Annotated in this window: 18 protein-coding genes; 14 read left to right on the top strand and 4 right to left on the bottom strand. The window is 65.1% G+C overall.

What is annotated here, in order from left to right:
- Positions 1-5: 5 nt before the first annotated feature.
- Positions 6-1,019: a GNAT family N-acetyltransferase gene (locus tag CA833_RS14205; protein WP_207078383.1), complete on the bottom strand. Its 1,014-nt coding sequence runs from the start codon at positions 1,017-1,019 to the stop codon at positions 6-8.
- Positions 1,020-1,054: 35 nt separating this feature from the next.
- Here CA833_RS14205 and CA833_RS14210 point away from each other — a divergent pair, with 35 nt between their 5' ends.
- The 13 genes from CA833_RS14210 (at position 1,055) to CA833_RS14270 (ending at position 19,488) form a co-directional block, all read left to right on the top strand.
- Positions 1,055-2,602: an acyl-CoA ligase (AMP-forming), exosortase A system-associated gene (locus CA833_RS14210; protein ID WP_207078384.1), complete on the top strand. Its 1,548-nt coding sequence runs from the start codon at positions 1,055-1,057 to the stop codon at positions 2,600-2,602.
- Positions 2,599-3,825, top strand: coding sequence for a pyridoxal-dependent decarboxylase, exosortase A system-associated (locus CA833_RS14215; RefSeq protein ID WP_207078385.1), 1,227 nt, complete (start codon positions 2,599-2,601; stop codon positions 3,823-3,825). The genes CA833_RS14210 and CA833_RS14215 overlap by 4 nt, the downstream gene beginning before the upstream one ends.
- A gap of 169 nt (positions 3,826-3,994) precedes the next feature.
- Complete coding sequence (locus CA833_RS14220; RefSeq protein ID WP_142634230.1) at positions 3,995-4,639, top strand: XrtA/PEP-CTERM system exopolysaccharide export protein; 645 nt, start codon at positions 3,995-3,997, stop codon at positions 4,637-4,639.
- A 16-nt stretch (positions 4,640-4,655) separates the two neighbouring features.
- Positions 4,656-6,176 (top strand): XrtA system polysaccharide chain length determinant, encoded by a 1,521-nt coding sequence (locus CA833_RS14225; protein ID WP_207078386.1) that lies wholly within the window; start codon positions 4,656-4,658, stop codon positions 6,174-6,176.
- 50 nt (positions 6,177-6,226) lie between these two features.
- Positions 6,227-7,306, top strand: coding sequence for a capsular biosynthesis protein (locus tag CA833_RS14230; RefSeq protein WP_207078387.1), 1,080 nt, complete (start codon positions 6,227-6,229; stop codon positions 7,304-7,306).
- Positions 7,303-9,021: a preprotein translocase subunit YajC gene (locus CA833_RS14235; RefSeq protein WP_207078388.1), complete on the top strand. Its 1,719-nt coding sequence runs from the start codon at positions 7,303-7,305 to the stop codon at positions 9,019-9,021. Before CA833_RS14230 ends, CA833_RS14235 begins: the two co-directional genes overlap by 4 nt.
- 23 nt (positions 9,022-9,044) lie before the next feature.
- On the top strand, positions 9,045-10,274 hold the full coding sequence (locus CA833_RS14240) for an XrtA/PEP-CTERM system-associated ATPase (RefSeq protein ID WP_207078389.1): 1,230 nt from the start codon (positions 9,045-9,047) through the stop codon (positions 10,272-10,274).
- 35 nt (positions 10,275-10,309) lie between these two features.
- A complete protein-coding gene (locus CA833_RS14245; RefSeq protein WP_207078390.1) occupies positions 10,310-11,179 on the top strand; it encodes an XrtA system polysaccharide deacetylase in 870 nt (289 codons plus the stop codon).
- The gene (locus tag CA833_RS14250; RefSeq protein WP_207078391.1) at positions 11,176-12,249 is read left to right on the top strand and encodes a FemAB family XrtA/PEP-CTERM system-associated protein; all 1,074 of its coding nucleotides are present in this window, start codon (positions 11,176-11,178) and stop codon (positions 12,247-12,249) included. The genes CA833_RS14245 and CA833_RS14250 overlap by 4 nt, the downstream gene beginning before the upstream one ends.
- Complete coding sequence (locus CA833_RS14255) at positions 12,249-13,472, top strand: TIGR03087 family PEP-CTERM/XrtA system glycosyltransferase (RefSeq protein ID WP_370584582.1); 1,224 nt, start codon at positions 12,249-12,251, stop codon at positions 13,470-13,472. Before CA833_RS14250 ends, CA833_RS14255 begins: the two co-directional genes overlap by 1 nt.
- Before the next feature lie 4 nt (positions 13,473-13,476).
- Entirely contained in the window at positions 13,477-15,021 is a 1,545-nt protein-coding gene (gene xrtA / locus CA833_RS14260; RefSeq protein WP_207078393.1) for an exosortase A, read from the top strand.
- Between the two features lie 11 nt (positions 15,022-15,032).
- Complete coding sequence (locus CA833_RS14265) at positions 15,033-16,928, top strand: XrtA/PEP-CTERM system amidotransferase (protein WP_207078394.1); 1,896 nt, start codon at positions 15,033-15,035, stop codon at positions 16,926-16,928.
- A gap of 259 nt (positions 16,929-17,187) precedes the next feature.
- Positions 17,188-19,488: an EAL domain-containing protein gene (locus tag CA833_RS14270; RefSeq protein ID WP_207078395.1), complete on the top strand. Its 2,301-nt coding sequence runs from the start codon at positions 17,188-17,190 to the stop codon at positions 19,486-19,488.
- Positions 19,489-20,422: 934 nt separating this feature from the next.
- Here the strand turns inward: CA833_RS14270 and zapE are convergent.
- Both zapE and CA833_RS14280 read right to left on the bottom strand, forming a co-directional pair.
- Positions 20,423-21,538 (bottom strand): cell division protein ZapE, encoded by a 1,116-nt coding sequence (gene zapE / locus CA833_RS14275; RefSeq protein ID WP_142634214.1) that lies wholly within the window; start codon positions 21,536-21,538, stop codon positions 20,423-20,425.
- 124 nt (positions 21,539-21,662) lie between these two features.
- Positions 21,663-22,445: a succinate dehydrogenase iron-sulfur subunit gene (locus CA833_RS14280; protein ID WP_142634212.1), complete on the bottom strand. Its 783-nt coding sequence runs from the start codon at positions 22,443-22,445 to the stop codon at positions 21,663-21,665.
- Positions 22,446-22,718: 273 nt separating this feature from the next.
- Here CA833_RS14280 and CA833_RS14285 point away from each other — a divergent pair, with 273 nt between their 5' ends.
- Positions 22,719-23,000, top strand: a complete 282-nt coding sequence (locus CA833_RS14285; RefSeq protein WP_207080111.1) for a DUF4242 domain-containing protein — start codon at positions 22,719-22,721, stop codon at positions 22,998-23,000.
- A gap of 102 nt (positions 23,001-23,102) precedes the next feature.
- On the opposite strand, the gene CA833_RS14290 is transcribed toward CA833_RS14285, so the two are convergent.
- The gene (locus tag CA833_RS14290; RefSeq protein WP_207078396.1) at positions 23,103-25,904 is read right to left on the bottom strand and encodes a ribonuclease E/G; all 2,802 of its coding nucleotides are present in this window, start codon (positions 25,902-25,904) and stop codon (positions 23,103-23,105) included.
- Positions 25,905-25,913: the final 9 nt, after the last annotated feature.

Here is a 25,913-nt window from a genome sequence, read left to right on the forward strand (position 1 = left end):
CGCCTCTAGCCGCGCTTCGCGGCTGCGGCAAGGCGCCGCGCGCCGTGTTTGGCGATTGCCCGCCAGATTCTGGGCCAGTTTCTGGGATCGAGCGGGCGGTAGATGTCCAACCTGTACCGCGGCCGCACAATTTCCATCCAGTCGCGCTTGTAGGGATCGTCGCCGGTGCCGAAGTCCACGAGGTCGACCTTGTCGATGTCGATGACATGACGGAACAGCGCCGCGCTCAGCACCGATCCGGGCGAGAGCGCCTTGGCGCTTTCGCGGTGGGCGAGCTTGTGGATCCACGCGGTGCCTCCTTCCACGGTCCACATCTGCGCCGCCACCGCCTCACCGCCTGCATGGGCAACGCCAAGACGCAGACGCCCGGCCTTGCCCTCGGCAACCGCAAAGGCGCGCAGGAAAGCGGGGCTGCCCTCGGCGTCTTTCCAGCTTTCGGCATAGATCTCTTCGTAGGCCGACCATGCCCCGGCATCGAAGTGATCGAAGATCGTCGTCGCGACTTTGCCCGACTTGCGCTTCAGCGTCGTGCGCAGCGGGCCGGGGCGCGAGGCGAGATAGTCCTCATAATCGCGCCCACCAACCGGCAGTACATGATTGGAATCGCAGACTTCACGCAAGACGACCCATCCCGCCTTGCGGAAGGCGCGGGAAAGCACGCTGGCACTGTCGTCCTCGTCAGGAACGCCTTGCAGTGAGACGCGGTGCGTGGACCGGGCGAGGTCTCGTGCCAGCGCGGTCAGCAACCGTTCGTCGGATAGCATCGGCCGAAAACGAAAGGTGTACCAATTTGATAGACCTCTGATCTCAGAATGATTCGAGGTTAGTGGCAGCACCGCGATGTCGCTGACGGTGCGCGCCGTGGCGATCAGCGGAGCAAGGTCGCAGTGCTCGGCCAGCATCGTGAACCACTCCAGCCGGTCGAAAGGTGCGTGCTGGTTGCTCTCGGAAAGCCACAGCGCTAGCTGGCCGTCCGATTGCACTTGCTTAAGATCGCGGTGATAATCGATCTTTACCACGTAGCCATGAACCTCTTGCGGAGCCTTCCCTCGACATGAGCGGCATTGCCGAAAACCCGATCCTGCCGCTCGACCATCTGGCGCTGCGCGGGAGCGACGATGCCCCCGCACTGGTGTTGCGCGGCGAGACGCTGGACTACAAGGCCTTAAGATCGCGTGTCTCGCGTCTTGCCGCATGGCTGGCGCAGGAAATTCCCGAAAAAGGCGCGCGTGTCGCGACCTGGGCGGCCAAGGGGGAACTGACTTGCCTGATGCCGCTGGCGGCCGCGCGGGCGGGACTGGTCCACGTTCCGATCAATCCCCTGCTCAAGCATGCGCAGGTTGCCCATATCCTGGCCGATAGCGGCGCGGTGATGCTGATCGCTACGCCCGCCCGGCTGGCGACGCTGGGCGAAGGGGATGTGCCCGATACTTGCCAGCGTTTCGAGGAAGGTGCCGCACTCGTCGCCGCCGAAGCGCTGGGCGGCAACCTGCCGCCGTCCGCGGCCGACCCCGATGACCTTGTCGCGATCCTCTACACCAGCGGTTCCACCGGGCGGCCCAAGGGCGTGATGCTCAGCCATGCGAACCTCTGGCTGGGGGCCGATGCGGTCCATGACTATCTGGGGCTGGCGGCGGACGACCGGACGCTGGCGGTGATGCCGCTGTCTTTCGATTATGGGCAGAACCAGTTGCTCTCGACCTGGCATGCCGGGGGCTGCGTGGTGCCGCTCGACTACCTGATGCCGCGCGACGTCGTGAAGGCGGTGGAACGCCATGACATCACGACGCTCGGCGCCGTGCCGCCGCTCTGGGTGCAGATCACCGAAGTGGACTGGCCTGCCGGGACCGCCGCGAAACTGCGGCGTCTCACCAATACCGGCGGTGCGCTGACGGTGGACCTCGTCCGCCGCATGCGCAGCCTGTTCCCGGACGCGCGCCTTTTTGCGATGTACGGCCTGACCGAAGCGTTCCGCTCGACCTATCTCGATCCCGCCCTGATCGACAGCCATCCGACCTCGATGGGCAAGGAAATTCCCCACGCTGAAGTCCTTGTAATCAATGATTTGGGTGAAATTTCTCAGGATGATGAGGAAGGCGAGCTGGTCCATTCCGGGCCGCTCGTGGCGCAAGGCTACTGGCAGGACCCGGAGCGCACGGCGGAACGCTTCAAGCCTGCTCCGGCGGCGTCGCGTTATGGCGGCATGGCCGTGTGGTCGGGCGACCGGGTTCGGCGCGATGCCCAGGGGCTGCTCTATTTTGTTGGGCGTCGTGACGCCATGATCAAGTCGGCGGGCAATCGCATCAGCCCGCAGGAAGTCGAGGAGGCCGCGCTGGCGACCGGGCTGGTGCTCGAAGCCGCGGCGCTGGGGGTGCCCGATCCCAGGCTGGGTCAGGCGGTCCACCTTGTTGTCCGGGGGGCTTCGGAAAGTTCGGAACGGGAACCAGAATTGCTGCGCAAGCTCAAGGAAGATTTGCCGAATTTCATGATCCCCAAGGCCATCCACTGGCGCAAGGCGATGCCGATCGGCCCCAATGGCAAGATCGACCGCACCGGGCTGGCGGCCGAATTGGCGGCCCAAGTGGCGGGAGCGGTTTCGTGAAGCCGCTGGGGCCGATCCCGGCAGGCTATGATGCGATTGGCGGCGTGCTGGCGGTCGGCGGCAGGCCGGTGACCGATTGGGCGGAACAGGCCGGCGATACGCCCTTGTTCCTCTACAGCGCCGATCTGGTCCGCCAGCGGGTGGCGCAGTTGCGCGCGGCGATGCCGGCGCGGCTGGCGCTGCATTACGCGGTGAAGGCCAATCCCTTCGCGCCGCTGCTGGGCTTGATGAGCGGGCTGGTCGACGGGTTCGATATCGCCTCGGGCGGCGAACTGGAGATTCTGCGCGGCGCGGGAATCGAGCCCGGCAAAGTCAGCTTTGCCGGGCCGGGCAAGCGCGACCGCGAACTGGAAGCGGCCATTTCAGCAGGCGTGACGCTCAATCTGGAATCCGAAGCCGAAGCACGGCGGGTATTTGCGATCGGCGAGAAACTTGGCCGCGCGCCGCGTCTGGCCATTCGCGTGAACCCGGATTTCGACCTCAAGGGGTCGGGCATGAAGATGGGCGGCGGTGCCAAGCCATTCGGCATCGATGCGGCGCGGGTGCCGGCACTGGTACGCGAGGTCGCTGCCAGCGGGGCCGAGTGGCGCGGCTTCCATATCTTTGCGGGGTCGCAGGCGCTCGACGGGGCCGCGATTGCCGAAACCCAGGGCCAGGCACTCGACCTTGCCGCGCGGCTGGCGGAGGAAAGCGGTGTGGCGCTGCCGCACTGCAATCTCGGCGGCGGGCTGGGAATTCCCTATTTCCCGGGCGACGTCCCGCTCGATCTCGCGCTGGTGGGCGGGCGTCTGGGCGCACGTTTCGAAACCCTGCCCGACAGCCTCGCCCAGACCGATTTCTGCATCGAACTCGGCCGCTATCTGGTGGGCGAGGCGGGCGTCTACATCGCCCGCGTGGTCGACCGGAAGGAAAGCCATGGCGAGATCTTCCTCGTCACCGATGGCGGGCTGCATCACCAACTGGCGGCTTCCGGCAATTTCGGCACCGTGGTGCGGCGCAATTATCCATCCGCCATCGCCACGCGCTTTGGTGCTCCGGTGGAGGAGGAGGCCTCGATCGTCGGTTGCCTGTGTACCCCGCTCGACAAGCTGGCGGACAAGGGCGGTTTCCCGCGCGCCGAAGTGGGAGACCTGATCGCGGTGTTCTGTGCGGGAGCTTACGGAGCCAGCGCCAGTCCGGCCGCGTTTCTGGGGCAGGGGCCGGCCCGGGAAATGCTGGTTTGAAAGCGCGTTAACACAAATGAATGACCTGTCTCATTTTGGGACTTTCGCGGATGCGTGGTAATTTGGCTAACGCAATGTTCACCCTTTTAACCGATAGCGGAGGCTGAATTCTGCCATATCCGCGATCGGGAAGCATCCGGTCGGGAGCTGGTGCTGGAGGGAAGAACCTATGTCGTACCCCCGTTTTGCCCGACTTCTCGGAGGCGCCGCGCTGGCCAGCACGGTGCTCGCCGGGTGCGCGGGCGGGGCCTCGCATCCCGAATTGCCGCCCGCGCAGTTCGTGGCGATGCAGGAAGGCCCCGGCGAGGAATACGTGATCGGCCCGCTCGATCAGCTCACGATCTTTGTCTGGCGCAATCCGGAACTCGGGGCGAAAGTGCAGGTGCGGCCCGACGGGCGCATCACCACCCCGCTGATCACCGACATGCCCGCCGTCGGCAAGACGCCGGCGATGCTGGCCGAGGATATCCGCCTCCAGCTCTCGCAGTACATCCAGGATCCGCTCGTCTCGGTGATCGTCGATGGTTTCGCGGGCACGTTCAGCCAGCAGATCCGCGTGGTCGGCGCTACCGAAAAACCCGCCTCGATCCCCTATCGCGCCAACATGACCGTGCTCGACGCGATGATCGCGGTGGGCGGTCTGTCGGAATACGCTGCCGGAAACCGCGCCAAGCTGATCCGTTTCGACAAGTCCAGCGGCACCCAGAAGGAATATGCCCTGCGGCTCGGCGACTTGCTCAAGAAGGGCGACAGCAAGGCCAACGTGATGCTGAGCCCGGGCGATGTGATCATCATTCCCGAGAGCATGTTCTGAGGAAGGCGCGGGGGAGATGAACGGCCTGTACGAAGAACTGATGGGGGCGATCTACAGCGTCTGGCACCGGCGCTGGATCGCGCTGGCCGTTGCCTGGGCGGTCTGTCTTGCCGGTTGGCTGGCGGTGGCCCTGATCCCCAACGCCTACGAATCGCAGGCGCGTATCTTCATCCAGCTGGACGATGCCCTGGCCGAGCAGGTCGGCATCGGCGTGGCCGACAAGAAACGCGACATCGAACGTATCCGCCAGACCCTGACCAGTGCGGTCAATCTGGAAAAGGTCGTGCGCGGCACCCGCCTTGGCAACACCATCGCCTCGCCCAGCCAGATGGAGCAGGCCGTGCTCCAGCTGGGCAACAAGGTGAAGGTCGTCAGCCAGGAGGACAATCTTTTCGAGATCAGCGCCACGGCCGACTACCGCTCGTTCTCGGATGCCGAAAACGCCACGCTCTCGCGCGAGATCGCCCAGAAGATGATCGACATCTTCCGCGAGGAAAACCTTTCGGGCGACAAGGGCGACATGGTCGAGACGATCAGTTTCGTGAACCAGCAGCTGCGCCAGCGTGAGAAGGAACTGGAAAGCGCCGAACAGCGCCGCACCGCCTTCGAGGCGCAGCATCCCGAACTGGCGCAAGGCGGCGTGGCGGTGGTGCAGCGGCTCGATGCCTCGCGCACCCAGCTGCGCGACGTCGAGGCCGATCTCATCGCCGCGCAGAGCGCGCTGGCGGCCATGGACGGCCAGCTCTCCAGCATCCCGCGCACGATCCCGGGGGCGGGCGGCGGCGGGGCGGGGGCGGCGCTATCCCGTGCACAGGCGGACCTCGCCTCGATGCGCGCGCGGGGCCTGACCGACAATCACCCCGACGTGATCGCCGCACGCAACCAGATCGCCGCGCTCAGGGGACCGGCCGCGCAGGAGGCGGCCAGCGGCAGCGGCACGCCGAACCCGGCCTACAGCTCGCTGCAGTCGATCCGGGCGGAGCGCCAGGCATCGGTGCAGGCGCTGCTTGCCCGCAAGGCCGGGCTCCAGTCCGACATCGCCTCGCTGACGGCATCGGCGATCCAGGACCCGGAACTGGCGACCCAGGCCCAGCGCATCAACCGTGACTACGACGTGCTCAAGGACCAGTACGACAAGCTCCTGCAGGACCGCGAGGAACTGCGCCTGCGCGGCGAAGTGAAGACCGGGCGCGAGGCGGTGAAGTTCCAGGTCGTCGATCCGCCGACGAGCCCGCGCAAGCCGGTGGCACCCAACCGCCCGCTGCTGCTGCTGGGCGTGCTGATCGCCGGTATTGGCGGCGGCTGCGTGGCGGCCTTCGCGCTCGGCAAGGTGCGTTCGGTGTTCGCCACCAGCGCGGGCCTCGAAAAGGCGACCGGGCTGCCGGTGCTCGGCGCGATCTCGCAGCACATGACCGATAGCGCGCGCGCCTTGCGCTGGCGCGGGATCAAGCTGTTCTGCGGTGCCGGCGCGGCGCTTTGCGGTCTTTTTGTTGTCCTGCTCGCGGTGGAGTTCATCCAGCGCGGCACGGTGACGTAAGGGACGTGACGATGACGGATCAGAGCAGCGTTGCCCGGAGCACCCCCATCATGCCCGACGACACCGAACCCAAGCCCCGCCCCCGCGAGTCCTTGCTCGAGCGGGCGGCAGGCCGCTTCGATTTTGCGCGCGTGACGCCGCCGGTGGTTCCTCCAGTGGCGCCGCCGGTCGCTGGCCCGGTGCCTCGCCCAGAGCCTCGCCCAGAGCCTCGCGCCGCCCTTGCGCCGGCAGTTCAGCCGATGGTGGAAGTGCCTGCCGCTGACATTCCCGAAGCCGCTCCAATTCCTGAAGCCGCCCCGGCAGAGCCGGCAGCGCCGCTCATGGCGACGCCGCCGGAGGCTGCCCCGTTCGCCCGTCCGCTTGCCGATGCCAGATTGCTTCCGGTGGTCTTTTCCGGTCCCCGCCACCCGGTGGACCGTGAGCATTTGCGCGAGCAGGGGCTGATCGAGCCGGAAGGTGCGGTAAGCGCGCTCCTCGAAGAGTTCCGTATCGTCAAGCGCCGGTTGCTGGTCCAGGCCGCCGACCTGCGCCGCCAGAACGCCGGTCCCGCCGCCCAGCGCATCCTGATCGGCTCGCCGCATCCGGGCGAGGGCAAGACCTACTGCGCGCTCAATCTCGCACTCGCGATCGCGGCGGAGAAGGAAAGCGAGGTGCTGCTGGTCGATGCCGACTTCGCCAAGCCCTCGATCCTCTCGGCGCTGGGGCTGCCGGGCGGCCCGGGCCTGATGGACGCACTGATGGACGAGCGCATCGACGTCGCCGACTGCGTGCTGGGCACCGACGTGCCCGGTCTCTGGGTGCTGCCCGCGGGCGATACCACCGTCAACGACAGCGAATATCTGTCCTCCTCGCGCGCGGCGGAAGTGCTGAACCGGCTGACCGAGGGCACCACGCGCCGCATCGTCATCTTCGATTCCCCGCCTGCGCTGGCCGCATCGCCCGCCGCCGAATTGGCCAAGCATGTCGGCCAGGCGGTCGTGATCGTGCGGGCGGACCGCACCGGGCAGGGCGCCATCGACGATGCGGTGTCGCTGCTGGCGGCCTGTCCCAACGTGCAACTGCTGCTCAACGGGGCACAGTTCAGCCCGAGCGGACGGCGCTTCGGTGCCTACTATGGGTATAGCGGATGAAGCCTGTCCATTTTCTCTCCAGCCTGGCCGGTGTGCTGGGGGCGGCGCTGCTGGCTCCCTCGGGCGGCGCGGCGCAGACGATCGGTTACGATGCGACCACTCCGAGCGGTGGCGCAAGCGCTGAGGGCGATGCCGTGTCCGACAAGGCATCCCGCCGCAGCGGGAACGGCCAGAAGGGCGCGCGCCGCCTGGAAGTCACGCCCTACATCGAAGTCGACCAGGTCGTCACCGCCGAACTTTCGCCGGGCAATGACGTGCTGACCTGGACGCAGCTTTCGGTCGGCGCCGATGCCAGCATATCGGGGCGCAACAACGCGCTGTCGGCCTCGGTCCGCTACCAGAAGCAGATCGGCTGGGGCAGGGCGCGGGACGGGGACATCATCAGCGGCGTCGCGCGCGGCTACACCACGCTGCTGCCCGGCCTGACGCTGGAGGCAGGCGCGCTCGCCACCCAGGCGCGTGTCGGGAACGACGGTTCGGCCCTGTCCGGCGGCCTCGTGCCGGGCTCCTCGCGCACCAACATCTATTCGGTCTACGGCGGCCCGTCGTACCAGACGCGCGCGGGCGACATCGATCTCAAGGCGAACTACCTGCTCGGCTATACGCAGGTGGAGCAGCCCAATGCTTACGTGGTCGCGCCGGGTAGCGATGCCGCCGACATCTTCGATCACAGCGTGTCGCAGATGGCCAATGTCGAGGCCGGGGTGAAGCCGCATGTGGTGGCCCCGGTCGGGCTCGGCGTCGGCGGCAGCTTCTATCAGGAGGACGTCTCCAACCTCGACCAGCGCGTGCGCGACCTGCAGGGGCGGGCCATGGTCACGGTGCCGGTCAGCCGCACCGTGCAGGTGGTCGGTGCGCTGGGTTACGAGGATGTCGAGGTCTCCAGCCGCGACGTCCAGCGCGATGCCGACGGCAACCCGGAGATCGGCAGCAACGGCCGCTACAAGACCAACAAGAGCGCGCCGCGCGAACTGGCCTACGACGTCAGCGGCCTGCTGTGGGATGCGGCGGTGATGTGGCGGCCGAGCCCGCGCACGTCGCTTTCGGCCCATTTCGGGAGGCGGTACGGCGGCACGGCCTATGGCGGCACGCTGGCCTGGGCGCCCAACGACCGCAGCAGCCTGAGCCTGGCGGTCTACAACAACCTTTCGGCCTTCGGCGGCCAGCTCAACCGGACGCTCGATTCGCTGCCGGACGATTTCACGGTGGTGACCAATCCGGTGACGGGTGACTTGCGCGGCTGCGTGTCCTCGATCGATGGCGGCAACTGCCTTTCGGGCGCGCTGGGCTCGGTGCGTTCGGCGGTGTTCCGTTCGCGTGGGTTCGCGGCGAGCTATGCCACCCGGATCGGCCGTCTCGATGCCGGGATCGGTCTCGGTTACGACCGGCGCAGCTATATTGCGCGGGAAGATTCCATCCTCGCCGCCGCCAACGGCGTGGTCGACGAGAACTGGTGGCTGAGCGCCTACCTGTCCGGCCGCCTCGGCCGCGAGGCGGGCTGGTCGACAAGTGTCTATGCCAACCTGCTGTCCAGCAACGATCCGCTGACCGGAGACAGCATGGGCTATGGCGGCAGCATCTCGTATTATCGGATGCTTGCGCGGCGATTGCGCGCTACTCTGGCCGTGAGCATCGACGGATCGAGCCGCGATGACGCCTTGATCGACGATTACTGGACCGCATCGGCTCTCGCCGGGCTGCGGTACAGTTTTTAAGAATTTCGCGGGAGAACAGCGAAATGTTCGAAGACTTCTACGGGCTCAGGGCGAGGCCTTTCCAACTCACCCCCGATCCGGCGTTCTATTTCGAGAGCGCGACGCACCGCAAGGCGCTGTCCTACCTGGGCTACGGGCTGGCGCAGGGTGAGGGCTTCGTGGTCATCACCGGCGAAGTCGGTGCGGGCAAGTCGACACTGGTCGCGCACCTGATGGCGACCATCGATCCCGCGCGGCTCACCGCCGCGCTGGTCGTGACCAGCGCGCTCGACGGCGAGCAGATCGTTCATGTCGTCGCACAGGCCTTCGGGCTGGCGGTCGAAGGCCATGACAAGGCCTCGGCGCTCGGCGCGATCGAGAGTTTCCTCCACGCCGAGGCACGGGCCGGACGGCGCTGCCTGCTGATCGTCGACGAGGCACAGAACCTCTCGGTCGCGGCGATCGAGGAACTGCGCATGCTGTCCAACTTCCAGCTTGGCGCGCATCCGCTGCTGCAGACCCTGCTGCTGGGCCAGCCGGAGTTCCGCCAGCTGCTGCTTGAAAGCGACCAGCTCGAACAGCTGCGCCAGCGCGTGATCGCGACCCATCACCTGACCGCGATGACCGCCGAGGAAGTGCGCGGTTATATCGAGCATCGTCTTGCCTGTGCCGGATGGCAGGGCAGCCCGAGCTTCGACGAGGCGGTCCACGCCCGCATCCATGCCGCCACCGGCGGCATCCCGCGCCGGATCAACCAGGTGCTCAACCGCCTGCTGCTGCTCGGCGCCGTCGAACAGCGTTCGCGGATCGAGGTGGCGATGCTGGAGGAAGTGCTGGGCGAACTGGATGACGACGGCGCGATCGCGCTGGTCGCTCCCCAGGCCAGGGCGGCGCAACCGCTTCAGGCGGCGCCGGCCGCTACCGTAGCCGAACAGGTCGCACAGGCGCCGGCCGGGGCCGGCCTCGACGCGGCGGCGGCGGCGGCGATGATCGAAGCGGCGCTGGCGCACCGCGATGCCCAGATCGACGAACTGCAGCAGGCCGTGCTGGAAGTCGCCGCTTCTGCCGAACATGCGCGTCGGGTTGCATCCGAAAGCGGCGCTTCGGCGCACGACGCCGCGCCGGCCGCCGCGTTGCAGGAGCAGCTTGCCGATGCCCGGGCGCACATCGCCCGCCTTGAAGCGCGGATCGAGGAGCAGGAGGCCACGCTGCGCCACATGCTGACGATGCTGATCGAATGGTTCGAGGGCGGCGAGCAACGCGCCGCCGCCTGACGGCACCCGAGAACAGAGCACACGGAGTGCGAGACATGACGGACACGCGGCCGGTCAATGCGCTTACGGTCGATGTCGAGGACTGGTTTCAGGTCGGTGCCTTCGAGACCGTGATCGACCGCGCGGACTGGCCTTCGCTGCCCTGCCGCGTGGAGCGTAACTGCGAGGAGATCCTGGCGCTCTTTGCCGAGGCGGGCGTTGTCGGCACGTTCTTCACGCTGGGCTGGATCGCCGAGCGCCATCCCGCGGTCGTGCGGCGCATCGTCGAGGCGGGGCACGAGATCGCCAGCCATGGCTGGGATCATGAGCGCGTGTTCCGCATGGACGCGCGCCGCTTCGGGGAAGACCTGTCGCGCGCGCGGCGCACCATCGAGGATGTGGCGGGCGCGGCGGTCACCGGCTACCGCGCGCCGAGCTTTTCGATCGACGCGCGCACGCCCTGGGCCTTCGATGTGCTGGCCGAGCAGGGCTACCGCTATTCCTCCAGCGTCGCGCCGGTCGTGCACGATCATTACGGCTGGCGCGAGGCGCCGCGGTTTGCGTTCCATCCGCTCCCCGGCCGCGATTTTGTCGAAATCCCGGTGACCACGGCACTGTTCGCCGGGCGCCGGCTGGCGGCGGGCGGCGGTGGTTTCTTCCGGGTGCTTCCCTATGGTTTCTCGCGCTGGGCGATCCGGCAGGTGAACGGCGAGGGGCGCCCGGCGATCTTCTATTTTCACCCCTGGGAAATCGATCCCGGCCAGCCGCGTGTCGACAAGGCGCCGCTGCGCTCGCGGCTGCGCCACTATACCAATCTCGGCGTGATGGCCGACAAGCTGCGGCGGCTGGTGGGGGAATTCCGCTGGGGCCGGATGGACGAACTGGCCGCGCGTGAAGCCCTGCGGGCGACGGCGCTGGCCGCATGAATGCGCCCTTCGTGCTGCCAGGCAGCATGCGCCTGCTCGATCTCGACGATCCCGGCGAACTGGCGCGGATCGAGGGCTTTCTCGCCCGGCATCATGGTGCGTCCGCGTTCCACCGGCCCTGCTGGTTCGTCTCGGTGGCCCGCGCCACCGGCAATCGCGCGCTGGCTCTGGTGCAGGAACGCGGGGGCGAGATCGTTGCTTTCCTGCCGCTCGATGCCATCCATTCGCCGGTCTTCGGACGCCTGCTTGCCTCCAGCGGCTTTGCCGTCGGCGGCGGCCTGCTGACCACCCCGGACGCGGACGAGGGGGCGGTCTTTGCGGCGCTGGAGGAACTGGCGCTGCGCCTCGCGTGCCCGTCGATCGAACTGCGCGGCGGCGTGCTGCCCGAAGCCTTCGGCGGCTGGTCACACAAGCGCGAAAGCCACTGCAACTTCGCGCGCGCGCTGGCGGCGGACGACGAGGCCGAATTGCTCGCCATTCCCCGCAAGCAGCGGGCGGAAGTGCGCAAGGGCCTGGCGGGCGATCTGCAAATCGAGACCGGATGCGGCGAGCGGGACCGGGCGGCGCACTATGCCGTTTTTGCTGAAAGCTATCGCAATCTCGGCACTCCGGTATTCCCGCGCGCGCTGCTCGATTCGGTGATCGACGGTTTTGGAGACGATGCCGACATCCTCACCGTGCGCCATGGCGGAGAACCGGTGGCCAGCGTTATCACGCTCTATCACCGCGGCGCTGCAATGCCCTACTGGGGCGGCGGCACCCATGCCGCACGAGGGCTGCGCGCCAACGACCGCATGTATTTCGAACTCATGCGACACGCCCGCGCGCGCGGCTGCAGCCATTTCGATTTCGGCCGCTCGAAAACCGGCAGCGGGGCCTATCATTTCAAGCGCAACTGGGGCTTCGAACCCGAGCCGTTGAGCTACGCCAACTGGACGGCCCCGGGCGCGAAAAAGCGCGATGCCGATCCAACCAGTGCCGGGCTCTCGTTGCAGATCAGGCTGTGGCAAAAATTGCCGCTTGCGGTGGCCAATCGGCTGGGGCCGCTGGTCGCCCGAGGGATCGGATGATGGAAATCCTGTTCCTCGCCCACCGTATCCCGTTTCCGCCCGATCGCGGTGACAAGATCCGCTCCCATCACGTGCTTAGGTGCCTTTCAGCCATGGCTCAGGTGCATCTAGGTTGCTTTGCGGATGACCCCGAAGACCGCGCCTGCGAAGGCGATCTGGCGGCCATGGCGACCAGCCACCTGCTGCTCGAACGCCGCAAATCCCTGCCGGTCGCGGGGCTTGAGGCGTTGGCCGGCGGGCTGCCGATCAGCGTCACCGCGTTTCGCGACCGCCGCATGGCACGCTGGGTGGAAAAGAACCTCCAGGCGCGTCCGATCGGTGCTATCTATCTGTTTTCCGGGCAGATGGGGCAATATGTACCCGATGGTTTTTCCGGCCGCGTGATCGCCGATCTGGTCGATGTCGATTCGGCCAAGTTCGAGGCCTATGGCGCTGCGGGACGAGGTTTCCGGGCCTGGATGGAGCGCCGTGAAGGCCGCCTGCTGCGTGCCGAGGAAAGCCGGATCGCCCGCCGCTCCCACACCACGCTACTGGTCAGCGAAGCCGAGGCTGCCCTGTTCCGTCAGCGCCTTGATGATCCGCGATGCGCGGTCGCTGCACTGGGCAACGGGATCGACAGCGCGGTCTACCATCCCGCCGCGGTCATACCGGAACCGGCGATGGCGGGTTGGCCCGCGCCGCGCCTCGTGTTTACCGGACAGATGGACTACGCGCCCAACATCGCCGCCGCAGAGCGGGCGATCAATCGGATCATGCCATTGGTTCGTAAGCGCTTTCCTGGCGCAAGCTTCCATGTCGTAGGGCGCAATCCCCCGCCGTCTCTGACCCGCCATGACGGGCAGGACGGCATCCGCATCTGGGGGCGTGTCGCCGACGTGCGGCCTTTCCTGGCAGCCGCCGACATGGCGCTGGTGCCGCTCGAAATCGCGCGCGGCGTGCAGAACAAGGTGCTCGAGGCGATGAGCATGGGCTTGCCGGTGGTGCTGTCGCCGGGGGCAGCCACGGGTATCGGGGCGCAGGATGGCCGGGAATTTCTGGTTGGAACCGACGATGCTGCCCTTGCAGAAGCGATCTGCGCGCTGGCCGGTGCGCCGTCGCGGGCGCGCAGCATCGGCCTTGCGGCGCGAGGGTGGGTCGAGGCCCACGCCGGATGGCCCGCCGCGCTTGCAGGGCTTCCCGCACTACTGGGCTTGAGCAAGCCGGGCATCAGCGATGCCGCCTGAGACGATGCCGCTCGAAAATCTTTCATTCCTGCAGGCAATACCCGCCCCATGGCGCAAGGCGCTCCTGCGGTTGGCCGCGTCATGGCTGGCGCTGCTGGCGGTTTTTCACGCCGATTGGACCGCGATGGCCCGTCAGTGGTGGGACATATCGACCTACAATCATGTTCTGCTGATCCCGCCGATCATTGGCTGGCTGGTCTGGCAGCGGCGCGGCGAACTCGCGCGGTTGACGCCTTCGTGCTGGTGGCCCGGCCTGCTTGTCGTGGCAGGCGCTGCCTTCGTGTGGTTGCTGGGCGGCATTTCGGGGCTCGACCTGGCGCGGCAGGCGGGGGCGGTAGCGCTTTTGGGGGCGGTCGTTCCCCTGCTGTTGGGGCCGCAAGTGACGGCGGGGCTGCTGTTTCCACTCTGTTACATGGCTCTCCTGGTTCCTTTCGGCGAGGAACTGGTCGAAGTGCTGCAAACGGTGACAGCCAAGATCACCGTTGCACTTACCCATTTTTCGGGCATTCCGGCCCGGATCGACGGCGTTTTCATCGATACTCCGGCAGGCCTGTTCGAAGTGGCCGAGGCCTGCTCGGGCGTGAAGTTCCTGATCGCGATGTTTGCTTTTGGTGCGCTGGCCGCGAATGTGTGCTTCGTTCGCTGGCGCCGGCGTCTGGTGTTCATGGGCGCTTGTATTGTCGTGCCGATCCTTGCTAACGGCGCGCGGGCATGGGGAACGATCTATGCGGCGCAGTTCGTGGGCGCCCAGAAAGCCGCGGGTTTTGACCATATCGTCTATGGCTGGATATTCTTCGCACTGGTGCTTGCGGCGGTGATCGCCGGAGGCTGGCGTTTCTTCGATCGGCCGCTTGACGTGCCGATGATCGATGCCGCGCGCATCGGGGCAAGTCCGTTCCTGTCCCGCATGGCGACCGCAACCATTGCCGCGACAGGCGCGTTGCTTGGTCTGGCTGCTCTGGTCGGTGCAGTCCTGTGGTGGGCGGTAATGGCAGAGCGGTTGGCGGCGCCGCTGCCTGCGGCCATAGACTTGCCCGAAGTTCCGGGATGGCACCGCGTCGATTATGCCCCGACGATCTGGTGGGAGCCGCGTGCGGGCGGCGCAGGCCACCGCCTGTTGGGACGTTATGCCGATGACAGGGGGCATGCCGTGGACGTCTTCTATGCACTCTATGCCGGGCAGGGCGAGGGGCGGGAGGCTGGCGGTTTCGGGGAAGGGGCGCTCATGCCATCCAGTCCCTGGGCCTGGCAGGGCAAAGGGCCGGACTTCGCGGATGCGCGCAGCGAGCGCCTGCTGGGACATGGCGAGGTCGAGCGATTGGCGGTGACGTGGTATCGCTCCGGCCCGGTGACGACCGGAAGCAACTCGCGCCTCAAGCTGGCGGTAATCGCCGACCATCTCCTGCTGCGGGCGCGTCCGACTGCCATGCTCATCGTTTCCGCCGAAGAAGGCCATCATGGTCCTCGTGCTGCGGACGCGATTGGCCGGTTCCTTGCGGCGACGGGTTCCCCCGGTCCCTGGATGGACCGCACCGCCAAGCTCCGCTAGGCACGGCGCCTATGTGCGGGATAGCCGGTATCTACCATCTCGAAACGCCCAAGCCGGTTGATCCGGCGCGGGTCGAGGCCATGTGCGACGCGATAGCCCATCGCGGGCCGGACGGGCAGGGGATATGGACCGCACCCGGCGTGGCGCTTGGCCATCGCCGGCTGTCGATCATCGACCTTGAAGGATCTCCCCAGCCGATGGCCTCGCTCGACGGCCGGGCGATGCTGGTGTTCAACGGCGAGATCTACAATTTCCGGGAATTGCGCCGCGAATTGGCAGGCCATGGGGTGCACTTCCGTACCGAAGGGGACAGCGAGGTCATTCTTGCGGCGTGGCAGCGCTGGGGCCCCGAGTGCGTGACACGCCTCCACGGCATGTTCGCCTTCGCCATTTACGATCTGGACGCTCGCACGCTGTTCCTGGCGCGCGACCGGCTGGGCGTGAAGCCGCTCCACTACGCATCGCTGAGCGATGGGAGCCTGGTCTTCGGTTCGGAGCTGAAGGCCCTGTTGGCGCATCCGCTGCTGCGGCGCGAGGTCGATCCGCTGGCGGTCGAGGACTACCTTGCCTGGGGCCACGTGCCCGACACGCGCGCGATCCTCAAGGGCGTCTCGAAGTTGCCGGCCGGGCACTCGCTGCTGCTGCGCCATGGCGGCCCGGTGCCGAAGCCCGTGCAGTGGTGGGACGTTTCGTTTGCCGAGCGCCGCAAGGGCAAGGTCGCAGACCTGGAGGCCGAATTGCTCTACCTGATGCGCGAGGCCGTCACATCGCGCATGGTGGCGGATGTACCGCTGGGCGCATTCCTTTCGGGCGGGGTGGACAGTTCCAGCGTGGTGGCGCTGATGGCGGAAGTCAGTGCCCGTCCGGTGAAAACCTGCTCGATCGGTTTTGATGTCGCGGCGCTGGACGAGAGTTCCTATGCCGACGAAGTGGCCCGCAGGTTCGCCACCGATCATGTGTCGCGGCGGGTCTCGCCGGATGACTTCACGGCGATCGACCGCCTTGCCGCGATGTTCGACGAGCCTTTCGCCGACGCATCGGCCTTGCCGACCTGGCGGGTCTGCCAGCTTGCGCGCGAATCGGTGACCGTTGCCCTCTCGGGAGATGGGGCGGACGAGGCTTTTGCCGGCTACCGTCGGCACGTGTTCCAGCATGGCGAGGATCGGGTGCGGGCGCTGCTTCCGCAGGGACTGCGCGGTCCCGTGTTCGGCGCGCTCGGACGGGCTTGGCCGAAGGCGGATTGGGCGCCGCGGCCGTTGCGGGCCAAGGCGACGCTGCTCTCGCTCGCAGCGGACAGCGCTACCGGATACGCGCGCTCGATCGGTGTCATGTCGCCGGAACTGCGAGAATCGCTCTATTCCGAGACGTTTCAGCGCTTGCGGGGCGACTATCGTGCCGAGGACGGGGTGACGCAGCTCATGCGAGATGCACCTGCGCGGTCCGGGCTGGACCGCGCGCAGTATGCGGATCTCAAGCACTGGCTGCCCGGCGATATCCTGACCAAGGTCGACCGCACGAGCATGGCAGTCGGACTGGAAGCGCGCGAGCCGTTGCTGGACCACCGTCTCATCGAATTTGCCGCGAGCCTGCCCGAAGCGATGCGCGTGCAAGGGGGGCAGGGCAAGTGGCTGATGAAGCGGACGATGCGCCGCGTGCTTCCCGATCCTATTCTTTATCGTCCCAAACAGGGGTTCGTAACGCCGATCGCGCAATGGCTGCGCGGACCTTTGGCGGGAGCGGCCCGCGATATTGCCGCCAGTGCGACACTCACCCGCACAGGGTGGTTCGATTCGCGGCGTATTTCTGAACTTGCCGAAGCGCATATCGGTGGAGTTTCGGACCATTCGAGACTCCTGTGGCAACTTCTGATGCTGGATAAGTCCCTTGCAGGTCTGGGAATCGCCTAGAACATGCGCCTGCCGAGCAGTTCCATGGGGATGTTCACCCTGCGGGCAGTTGCGTGGTGGGCGCGATCATGCATCGTCACCAATCATCGTGAACGTGGATTAACCTAACCTATTCTTAGGATCTTCGGCTTAGGTCGAGTGTCCAGGCCTCATCACGGGACGTGCATGAAGACAGTAGGTCGCCAATGTCGGACGCAACAGCGCGTATATCTCGCGCCTCGCGAAACCGTGCGCGATGCTGCCATGGGTGAGAACACCGATGGCTGACTTGCTCGCGCGCCTAGCCAAGATCTGGAAAAGCCCTCGGTTCAGGATCGTTTTCTGGGCGGCGTTCACCGGAGTGCTGTTTGGCGTCACAGAAGTCGGGTTGCCGTTGGAGGACGTCGCCGTCAACGGACGAACGATGTTGCGCAGGCATCCATCCGATGGCCAGATCGTGATCGTCCTGCAGGACGAGAGGACGCTCCAGGAACTGGGCACTTACGACATCACCCGCGGACAGGATGCGGCGACCGTACGCAACCTCTTTGCGAGCGGTGCCAAGCGCGTGTTTTTCGATCGGACGCTGGCCTACATCAATGAGGATAAGGGCACGAACGCCTTTATCGACACTCTCAAGGCCAATCAGGGCAGGATCTTTCTGGGTGCCTTGCCCAGCAGTGATGGTGCCCATGGCAATTATGCCGGCATGGTCCCGGCAGCGGCTTTCCGGGCGAACGTCGACGTCGTGTCCCTGCTGGCGCTCAACCACCCGTTCAATCTCAGCATGAGCCTTCCCTTCGCGTCGGACAGCCCGATCGGCAAGATCCCGGGATTGGCGGCCAGGATTGCCGGTGTGTCCGGTTCGATCGATCGCGTGTTCCGCCCCGACTATTCGATCGATCATACGACGATACCCACGGTAAGCTACGTCGATGTCATGAAGGGGCGTGCCGATCCGCGGATCGTGCGCGGCAAGGATATCATTATCGCGCCAAGCGCGGACGTCTATCATGACATTCATCCGCTGCCCACGCAGGGCTATACGCCGGGGGCTTTTTTCCATGCGATTGCGGCGGAGACGCTGAAGCAAGGTGTCCCGCTGGAATTGGGATGGCTTCCTGCGTTTCTGCTAGTGCTGGTCGTGATCATTACCGGCGTCGGCCGCGGGCGTTCGCTGGATATCTATCGCTTTACCGGGCTTGTGGCCATTCTTGTGGCCGCGCCGCTGGCGCTCGACGGGCTACGCATTCAGATCGACATCGTTCCTGCCATCGCGATGGCGGCAGTGGCGGTCTTCCGGATGCGGCATCTCGACAAGGTGGAAGTCGCGGGAGAAACCAATGCAGGGTCCGGCCTGCCGAGCGTGCAGGTACTGCGCAAGTATGACGCCGTTTCGAGCCGCATCCTGGTGGCGCTCAAGATTCGCAACTATTCGGCGATTATTGGGAGTTTCGCAGGCGAGGTCGAGGCCCAGATCGCGCACGAAATCGTCCGGCGCATCCGCATCAGCGACAGCCAGGTGGTGGTCTATCACGAAGGCGGAATGTTCCTCTGGCTGTCGACCATCCGCAGTACCTTCGACCTGTTCGAGAATCTCGAGGGCCTCCACCGCATCGTTCAGAACGGCATTCAGGTCGGCGGGCTCGACATCGACCTGTCGTTCAACTGCGGCATTGATTCCGAATTCGACCGCCCGGTGTCGAGCCGTGTCGCCAGTGCCATGCAGTCGGCCGAGGAGGCGGTTCGCAACGATGAACTCGTCTACAAGTACGACAGCCACAAGCATGAGGCCCGTTGGGAAATTTCGTTGTTGACCCAACTCGACCGCGCCATCGACAATGGCGAGGTATGGGTCGCGTATCAGCCCAAGCTGGACGTCGCGTCCAATCGCGTGACCGGTGCCGAGGCACTGGTGCGCTGGACGCATCCCGAACGCGGGCCGATCAGCCCGGACAAGTTCATTCGCATCGCCGAGGAATTCCACCGGATCGAGCGTATCACGCGCTTTGTTGTCAACGATGCCGTTCGTGCCGCTGTCGAGCTTCGTCGTCAGGGCCTTGAACTCTCGATGTCGGTTAATATTTCGGCGCAGCTGCTGCGCAATCCGGGCTTGCCGGGCACGATTCTCGAGATTCTTGCCGTCCATGGGCTTGAGCCGGAGAAGCTTACGCTGGAGATCACGGAGACTGATCGTCTCGATCGCAGCTCGCGGACTTTTCAGATGTTGCAGAAGCTTGTCCAGGCAGGGCTGCGGCTCTCGATCGACGATTTCGGAACCGGCAACGCGACGATTGACTACCTGCGCTATCTGCCGGCCACGGAAGTCAAGATCGACAAGGTCTTCGTCCAGGCGATGGAGGCGAACAAGGAGGATCTCCTGCTGGTGCAGTCGATCGTCGAGATGGCGCACTCGCAGGACCGCACTGTTGTCGCTGAAGGCGTGGAAACCCTTGCCGCTCTCGAGATTCTCAAGGGCATGAACTGCGACACCATTCAGGGATACTACGTCTGTCGTCCCGTCCCATTCCGGGATTTGCTGGCTGAAATCAAGGAGCGGGAAGCGAGGCGAACTGGTTAAAAAAGTCTTGATGACCCTTTAACCTATTGTTATCCATTGTGTCAGCCGCGAAACAGCGGTGGTTCACATGGGGTAACTACAATGACCAAGGGTCTTTACAGCTGGTACTGGGGCGGCCTCGGCGGCCGTTAATCCTTTAAGTACTTTGCGGCGTTTCACGGTAATAACCGTGGAACGCCGTAACTAAATCAATAAAAATTGACGGAATTCTGGGAAATTTCGAGGCGTTGTCCTCCATCCTATCTCATGAATACCACCTTCAGGCAGCGCCCTCCTAAACGGATTGGGCGCTTTAATTTTGCTTGGGCCTGAGGTGATGAATGCGTCCGACAAGCGTTTTCCCGACTTGCGCGTAATTGGTCTGGGGGCGGAGAATCGTTAACCGGGGGGGCAGCGTTAACCCCATTGAAGCGCGGAGACGCTTCCCAAAGGCCGGATCGGGAGGGGCGTTTCAATATTTTAACGAATCGGTTGAGAGGAATGCGCTGATTGGCGCGATGCCTCTCGGCGGCCAATCGGTAGCGTGTTTACGCGACATGAAACTGGCGATTGTCGCAGGAAACACCAGGCTGCGATATTGCGGGCAAGGGCCAATGACGCCGTCAGGATGGTTGCCGAACTGCTAGCCTCAAAGGCCGCGCACCGATTGCGTGTAGGATTAGACCTGTTCTTGGCCCGAGAGAGACTTCCGCAGTCTGACGGAAAATCACGCCATTGCCTCTCGGCATGCGGGGCGATTACGCTTCTGGCGCAAACTGGAAAGCGTGGTTAACCGCCTGTCCGACTATCTTGCCTATATGTGTTCTGGGTGGGCGTAACGCAGCATCATCGAGGTGCTGCTACCTTGCTGGCACTACGCCAGCACAATGCCCTCAATCCGGCTCGGCGATCGGTGGTGGATTGCAGGACGCATGGACTGTCGTCCCGCCGGCGGTCAGTCTTCCCCGTGCCCCTTGGCGAGATATTCCGCGCTCTGCATCTCGTTGAGGCGGCTGACAGTGCGCTCGAACTCGAAGCGTCCGTCGCCTGCGGCATAGAGATCCTCAGGAACGGCGTCGGCTGCAGCGATCAACTTGACCTTGTGCTCGTACAGAGCGTCGATCAGCGTCACGAAGCGCGCGGCTTCGTTGCGGCGATCGGGCCCCATCTTGGGGATGCCGACGACGATCACCGTGTGGTAGGCGCGGGCAACCGCCAGATAGTCGGCCGCACCCCGGGCCTCGCCGCAAAGGCGCTTGAAGCTGAAAACGCCTACGCCCTTGAGGCTCTTGGGGACGTGTAGCAAGCGGCCGCCGCCGACATCCAACTCGGCCGACGGCACGTGCTCGCTATCCTCTGGAGGATAGTCGGTCAGGCGGTAGAAGGCTTCGCGGGTCTGGTTCGTGGCTTCCTCACCAAGCGGGCAATGCCAGGTGGCCATGCCGCCGAGGCGGTGCAGGCGATAGTCTGTCGGGCCGTTGAGCGTCAGCACGTCCAGTTCCTTCTCGATCAGATCGATGAAGGGCAGGAAATGCTCGCGATTGAGGCCGTTCTTGTAGAGGTCCTTCGGTGCTCGGTTCGAGGTGGTGACGATGGTCACGCCCTCGTTTACGATCATGTGCGTGAACAACCGGCTCATGATCATGGCGTCGGCAGAGTTGTTGACGACCATCTCGTCGAACGCGAGGCAACGCACATCGCGTGCGATCGCGGCGGCAACCGGTGGGATGGGGTCGCCGGTTTCCTTCTTGCGTTCTTCACGCAGACGCGCGTGAACTTCGAGCATGAAGGCGTGGAAATGGATGCGGCGCTTTTCAGGCATGTCGAGCGTGTTGTGGAACAGGTCCATCAACATCGACTTGCCGCGTCCGACGCCGCCCCACATGTAGAGGCCGCGGGGCGGGGCTGCCTTCTTGCCCAGAAGCTTGCCGAATAGCCCGGAGGCCGCGTTGGCCTTGTAGAGCTCGCGCTGGAGGCGATCCAGACGCTGCGCGGCAGCAGCCTGCTCCGGGTCGGAGCGAAGCTCGCCGGTCGCAACCAGCGTTTCGTAGCGTTCAAGCATGGCAGTCATGGCAGGGCGTGCTTGCGGATAGTCGCGACGGCGACGACGCGGCGCTCGCCCACCAGAAAATCGGGCCGGCGTCGCGCTGGGTCAATGCGAATCACGAGAGATCCGGGGCCGGCAGTCAGGTCGATCAGACCTGACGTTCGGCCTGCATCTTCTTGATTTCGGCGATGGCGCGTGCGGGCGAAAGACCCTTGGGGCACACGTTGGCGCAGTTCATGATGGTGTGGCAGCGGTAGAGACGGAAGGGATCTTCCAGCTCGTCGAGACGTTCGCCGGTCATTTCATCGCGGCTGTCGGCCAGCCAGCGGTAGGCCTGGAGAAGGATGGCCGGGCCGAGGAACTTGTCGGAGTTCCACCAGTAGCTCGGGCACGAAGTGGAGCAGCAGGCGCACAGGATGCACTCGTAGAGGCCGTCGAGCTTTTCGCGCTGTTCGGGGCTCTGAAGACGTTCCTTGCCCGAAGGCGTGGTCGAGACGGTTTGCAGCCAGGGACGGATCGAGGCGTACTGCGCGTAGAAGTGCGTGAAATCGGGAACGAGGTCCTTGATCACTTCCATGTGCGGCAGCGGGGTGATGCGGATGTCACCCTTGAGGTCCTCGATCGCGGTGGTGCAGGCGAGGCCGTTCTTGCCGTTGATGTTCATTGCGCAGGAGCCGCAGATGCCTTCACGGCACGAGCGGCGGAAGGTCAGTGAGGGATCCTGTTCGCTCTTCATCTTGATGAGCGCGTCGAGAACCATCGGGCCGCACTTGTCGAGATCGATCTCGAACGTGTCGTAGCGCGGATTCTCGCCCGAATCCGGGTCGTAGCGGTAGACGGTGAACTTCTTGGCGTGCGTCGCACCTTCGGCCTTGTGGACGTTGCCCTGCTTCTTGATCTTGCTGTTGGCCGGGAGGGTGAAGGTCGCCATGAAAGAATCCCCGTGATCTTGCACTGCGGCATGAGCCGCGACAGTTGACCTCCCTCTAGCGATTGTGCGGCGCGTAGCAAGGGCAAGTGTGCACGCCATGGCGGATTGCAAGTGCCGTGACGACAATTGCAAGCGCCCGGGCGGGCGCAAATGTCACGGACTTGACCAAATTCTTGCACGGAAACGCTGTTGTTTGAGGGTAGAATGCCAGTGGGGTGATGGCTCCGCCCACAGGAAAGGGCGGGGTTTGGCATGGGAGAGGTTCAGGCCATGATGAAGCGATTTGTAATTGAACGTGATCTCCCGGGGGTTGGCGGCATGAGCGAGTCGGAACTGGGCGGCGCGGCCCGGACTTCGAATGAAGCGCTCGCGAAGGTGGCGGGTGGGCAGTGGGAACACTCCTACGTCGCTGCCGACAAGACATTCTGCATCTATCTGGCCGAGAACGAGGGGCAGATTCGCAGGCATGCCGAACTGTCCGGCTTCCCGGCGACACGCATCACCGAGGTCGCAAGCGTGATCGACCCGACCACGGAGCGTTGTTCACTGGCCTGACGGGGGCGGATCAAAGGCCCATAGCATAATGAAAAAGCCCCGCATGTTGCCATGCGGGGCTTTGTTCAGGTGTTGGATCTGCCGGTAGCAGATCCAACGGCATTATTCGCCGAAGGTGCGCTGCCACCAACCACGACGCGGTGCGGCGGGTTCGTCGGCGGTTTCTGCAACTTCCACTGTAGCCGGTTCGGCGGCGGGTTCCGCCACGGCTTCGGCAACGGGCTCAACCGGGTCAGCCTTCTTGCGACGCGTGCGCTTCGGCTTTTCGGCAACCGGAGCTTCTTCGGCTGCGACTTCGGCAATCGCTTCGGCGGGCTCGGCCTTCTTGCGACGCGTGCGCTTTGGCTTTTCGGCAACCGGAGCTTCTTCGGCTGCGACTTCGGCAACCGCTTCGGCGGGCTCGGCCTTCTTGCGACGCGTGCGCTTCGGCTTTTCGGCGACCGGAGCCGGTGCTTCTTCCGCAACCGCTTCGGTCACGGCAGGTGCTTCGACTTCTGCAGTCTCTGCCTTCTTGCGGCGTGGAGCGCGCTTCTTCGGCTTCGGGGCTTCTTCCGCTTCGGGTGCTGTCACTTCGGCCACGACTTCCGCAACGGTTTCCACTGCGGCTTCTGCAACGGAGGCTTCGACAGCCGGGGCGTTTGCCGCAGGTGCAGCTTCAACCTCCGGTGCTTCGTCACCATCGTCACCTTCGGCCGAATCGCCGGCGTTTTCGCCTTCGCCGTTCTCACCATTGCGGCGATTGCGACGGCGGCGACCACCACGGCGGCGGCGCTTGCGCGGCGCTTCGGATTCGTCGTCGTCACCGTTGCCTTCGCTGGCAGGGCCCGCGTCGTCGTCGGATTCGACCTCGTCTTCGGCTTCGCTTGCTTCCTCGTCGCCTTCGGCTTCGATTTCAGTGTCTTCCGAGGTCTGCTCGTCGCGGCGGTTGCGGCCACGGCGGCGCTTGCGGCGCTTGCGGCGCGAACCGCCATCACCGTCCTCGTCGCGGCTGCGCGCTTCCTCGCGCTCTTCTTCCTCGATCTCTTCCTCGTCGTCGATGAAATCATCCTCGACGTCTTCGGCGATCGGCTCGAAGCGGGGCACGAACTCGTTGCGCGGACCTGAAGAGACGACACGCATCTTTGCGCCTTCGTTCTCGCCTTCGGGGATCACTTCCACCGCAACGCCGTAGCGTTCCTCGATGTCGGCAAGGTCTGTGCGCTTGGCGTTGAGCAGGTAGATCGCCGCTTCGGTCGAGGCGAAGAGCGACACCACGATGCCCTTGCCCTTGGCTGCTTCGTCTTCGATGAGGCGAAGCGCGGAAAGGCCGGCCGAGCTGGCGGTGCGGACGAGGCCGGTGCCATCGCAATGCGGGCAGGAGCGGGTGGTTGCTTCCAGAACGCCGGTGCGCAGGCGCTGGCGGCTCATTTCCATCAGGCCGAAGCTGGAAATACGGCCGACCTGGATGCGTGCGCGGTCGTTCTTGAGCGCTTCCTTCATCGCCTTCTCGACCTTGCGGACGTTGGAGCCGTACTCCATGTCGATGAAGTCGATGACGACAAGGCCGGCCATGTCGCGCAGGCGAAGCTGGCGGGCGATTTCCTGCGCGGCTTCGAGGTTGGTGGCGACGGCGGTCTGCTCGATGCCGTGCTCCTTGGTGGCGCGGCCCGAGTTGATGTCGATCGAGACGAGCGCCTCGGTCGGATTGATGACGATGTAGCCGCCCGAACGCAGCTGCACGACAGGGTCATACATCGCCGTCAGCTGGTCTTCAGCGCCGAAGCGCTGGAACAGCGGAACCGGATCGGCGTAAGGCTTCACCTTGCGTCCGTGGCTCGGCATCAGGAGCTTCATGAAGTCCTTGGCCGCGCGGTAGCCTTCCTCGCCCTCGACGATCACTTCCTCGATGTCGCGGTTGTAGATGTCGCGGATGGCACGCTTGATCAGGTCGCTGTCCGAATGGATCAGCGCCGGTGCGGCGGAGCGCATCGTCTGTTCGCGCAGTTCGTCCCAGAGGCGGGCGAGATAGTCGAAGTCGCGCTTGATCTCGGTCTTGGTGCGCTGGAGGCCGGCGGTGCGCACGATGCAGCCCATCGAGCGCGGGAGTTCCAGCTCGGCGATGATCGACTTCAGGCGCTTGCGGTCCGAAGCCGAGCTGATCTTGCGGCTGATGCCGCCGCCATGGCTCGAATTCGGCATGAGCACGCAGTAGCGGCCCGCCAGGCTGAGGTAGGTGGTGAGGGCGGCGCCCTTGTTGCCGCGCTCTTCCTTGACGACCTGGACCAGCAGCACCTGGCGGCGGTGGATCACGTCCTGGATCTTGTAACGGCGGCGCAGGGCCATGCGCTTGGCGCGCAGTTCGTCCGCTTCCTTCGAACGGCCACCACTGCGGCCACCCTGACGGCGTCCACGACCGCGGCGACCGCGGCCCGAGCTGTCTTCCTCGGCGGCTTCTTCTTCGGCGGCTTCGAAGCCGTTCTCGACGTTGCCGTCCTCGATGGTGGCAACGTGATCCTTTTCGGAAGTGTCGACTTCGGTCAGGCCGCCGTCGGAATAGCCTTCGCTGTCGTAGCCTTCGCCGCCGTCCTCGTCTTCGTCATCACCTTCCGATGCACGCAGCGCGGCTTCTTCCTCGGCGTGGGCGGCTTCTTCCGCCAGCAGGGCCTCGCGGTCCTCCTTGGGGATCTGGTAGTAGTCGGGGTGGATTTCGCTGAAGGCCAGGAAGCCGTGGCGGTTGCCGCCGAAGTCAACGAACGCCGCCTGGAGCGAAGGTTCCACGCGAGTGACCTTCGCCAGGTAGATGTTGCCCTTTATCTGCTTCTTGTCGGCCGATTCGAAATCGAACTCTTCAATGCGATTTCCCTTGAGTACCGCCACCCGCGTTTCTTCCGGGTGGCGCGCATCGATGAGCATGCGCGTTGCCATTGTGTATTC

It is taken from the genome of Novosphingobium sp. KA1, assembly GCF_017309955.1.
Lineage (GTDB): Bacteria > Pseudomonadota > Alphaproteobacteria > Sphingomonadales > Sphingomonadaceae > Novosphingobium.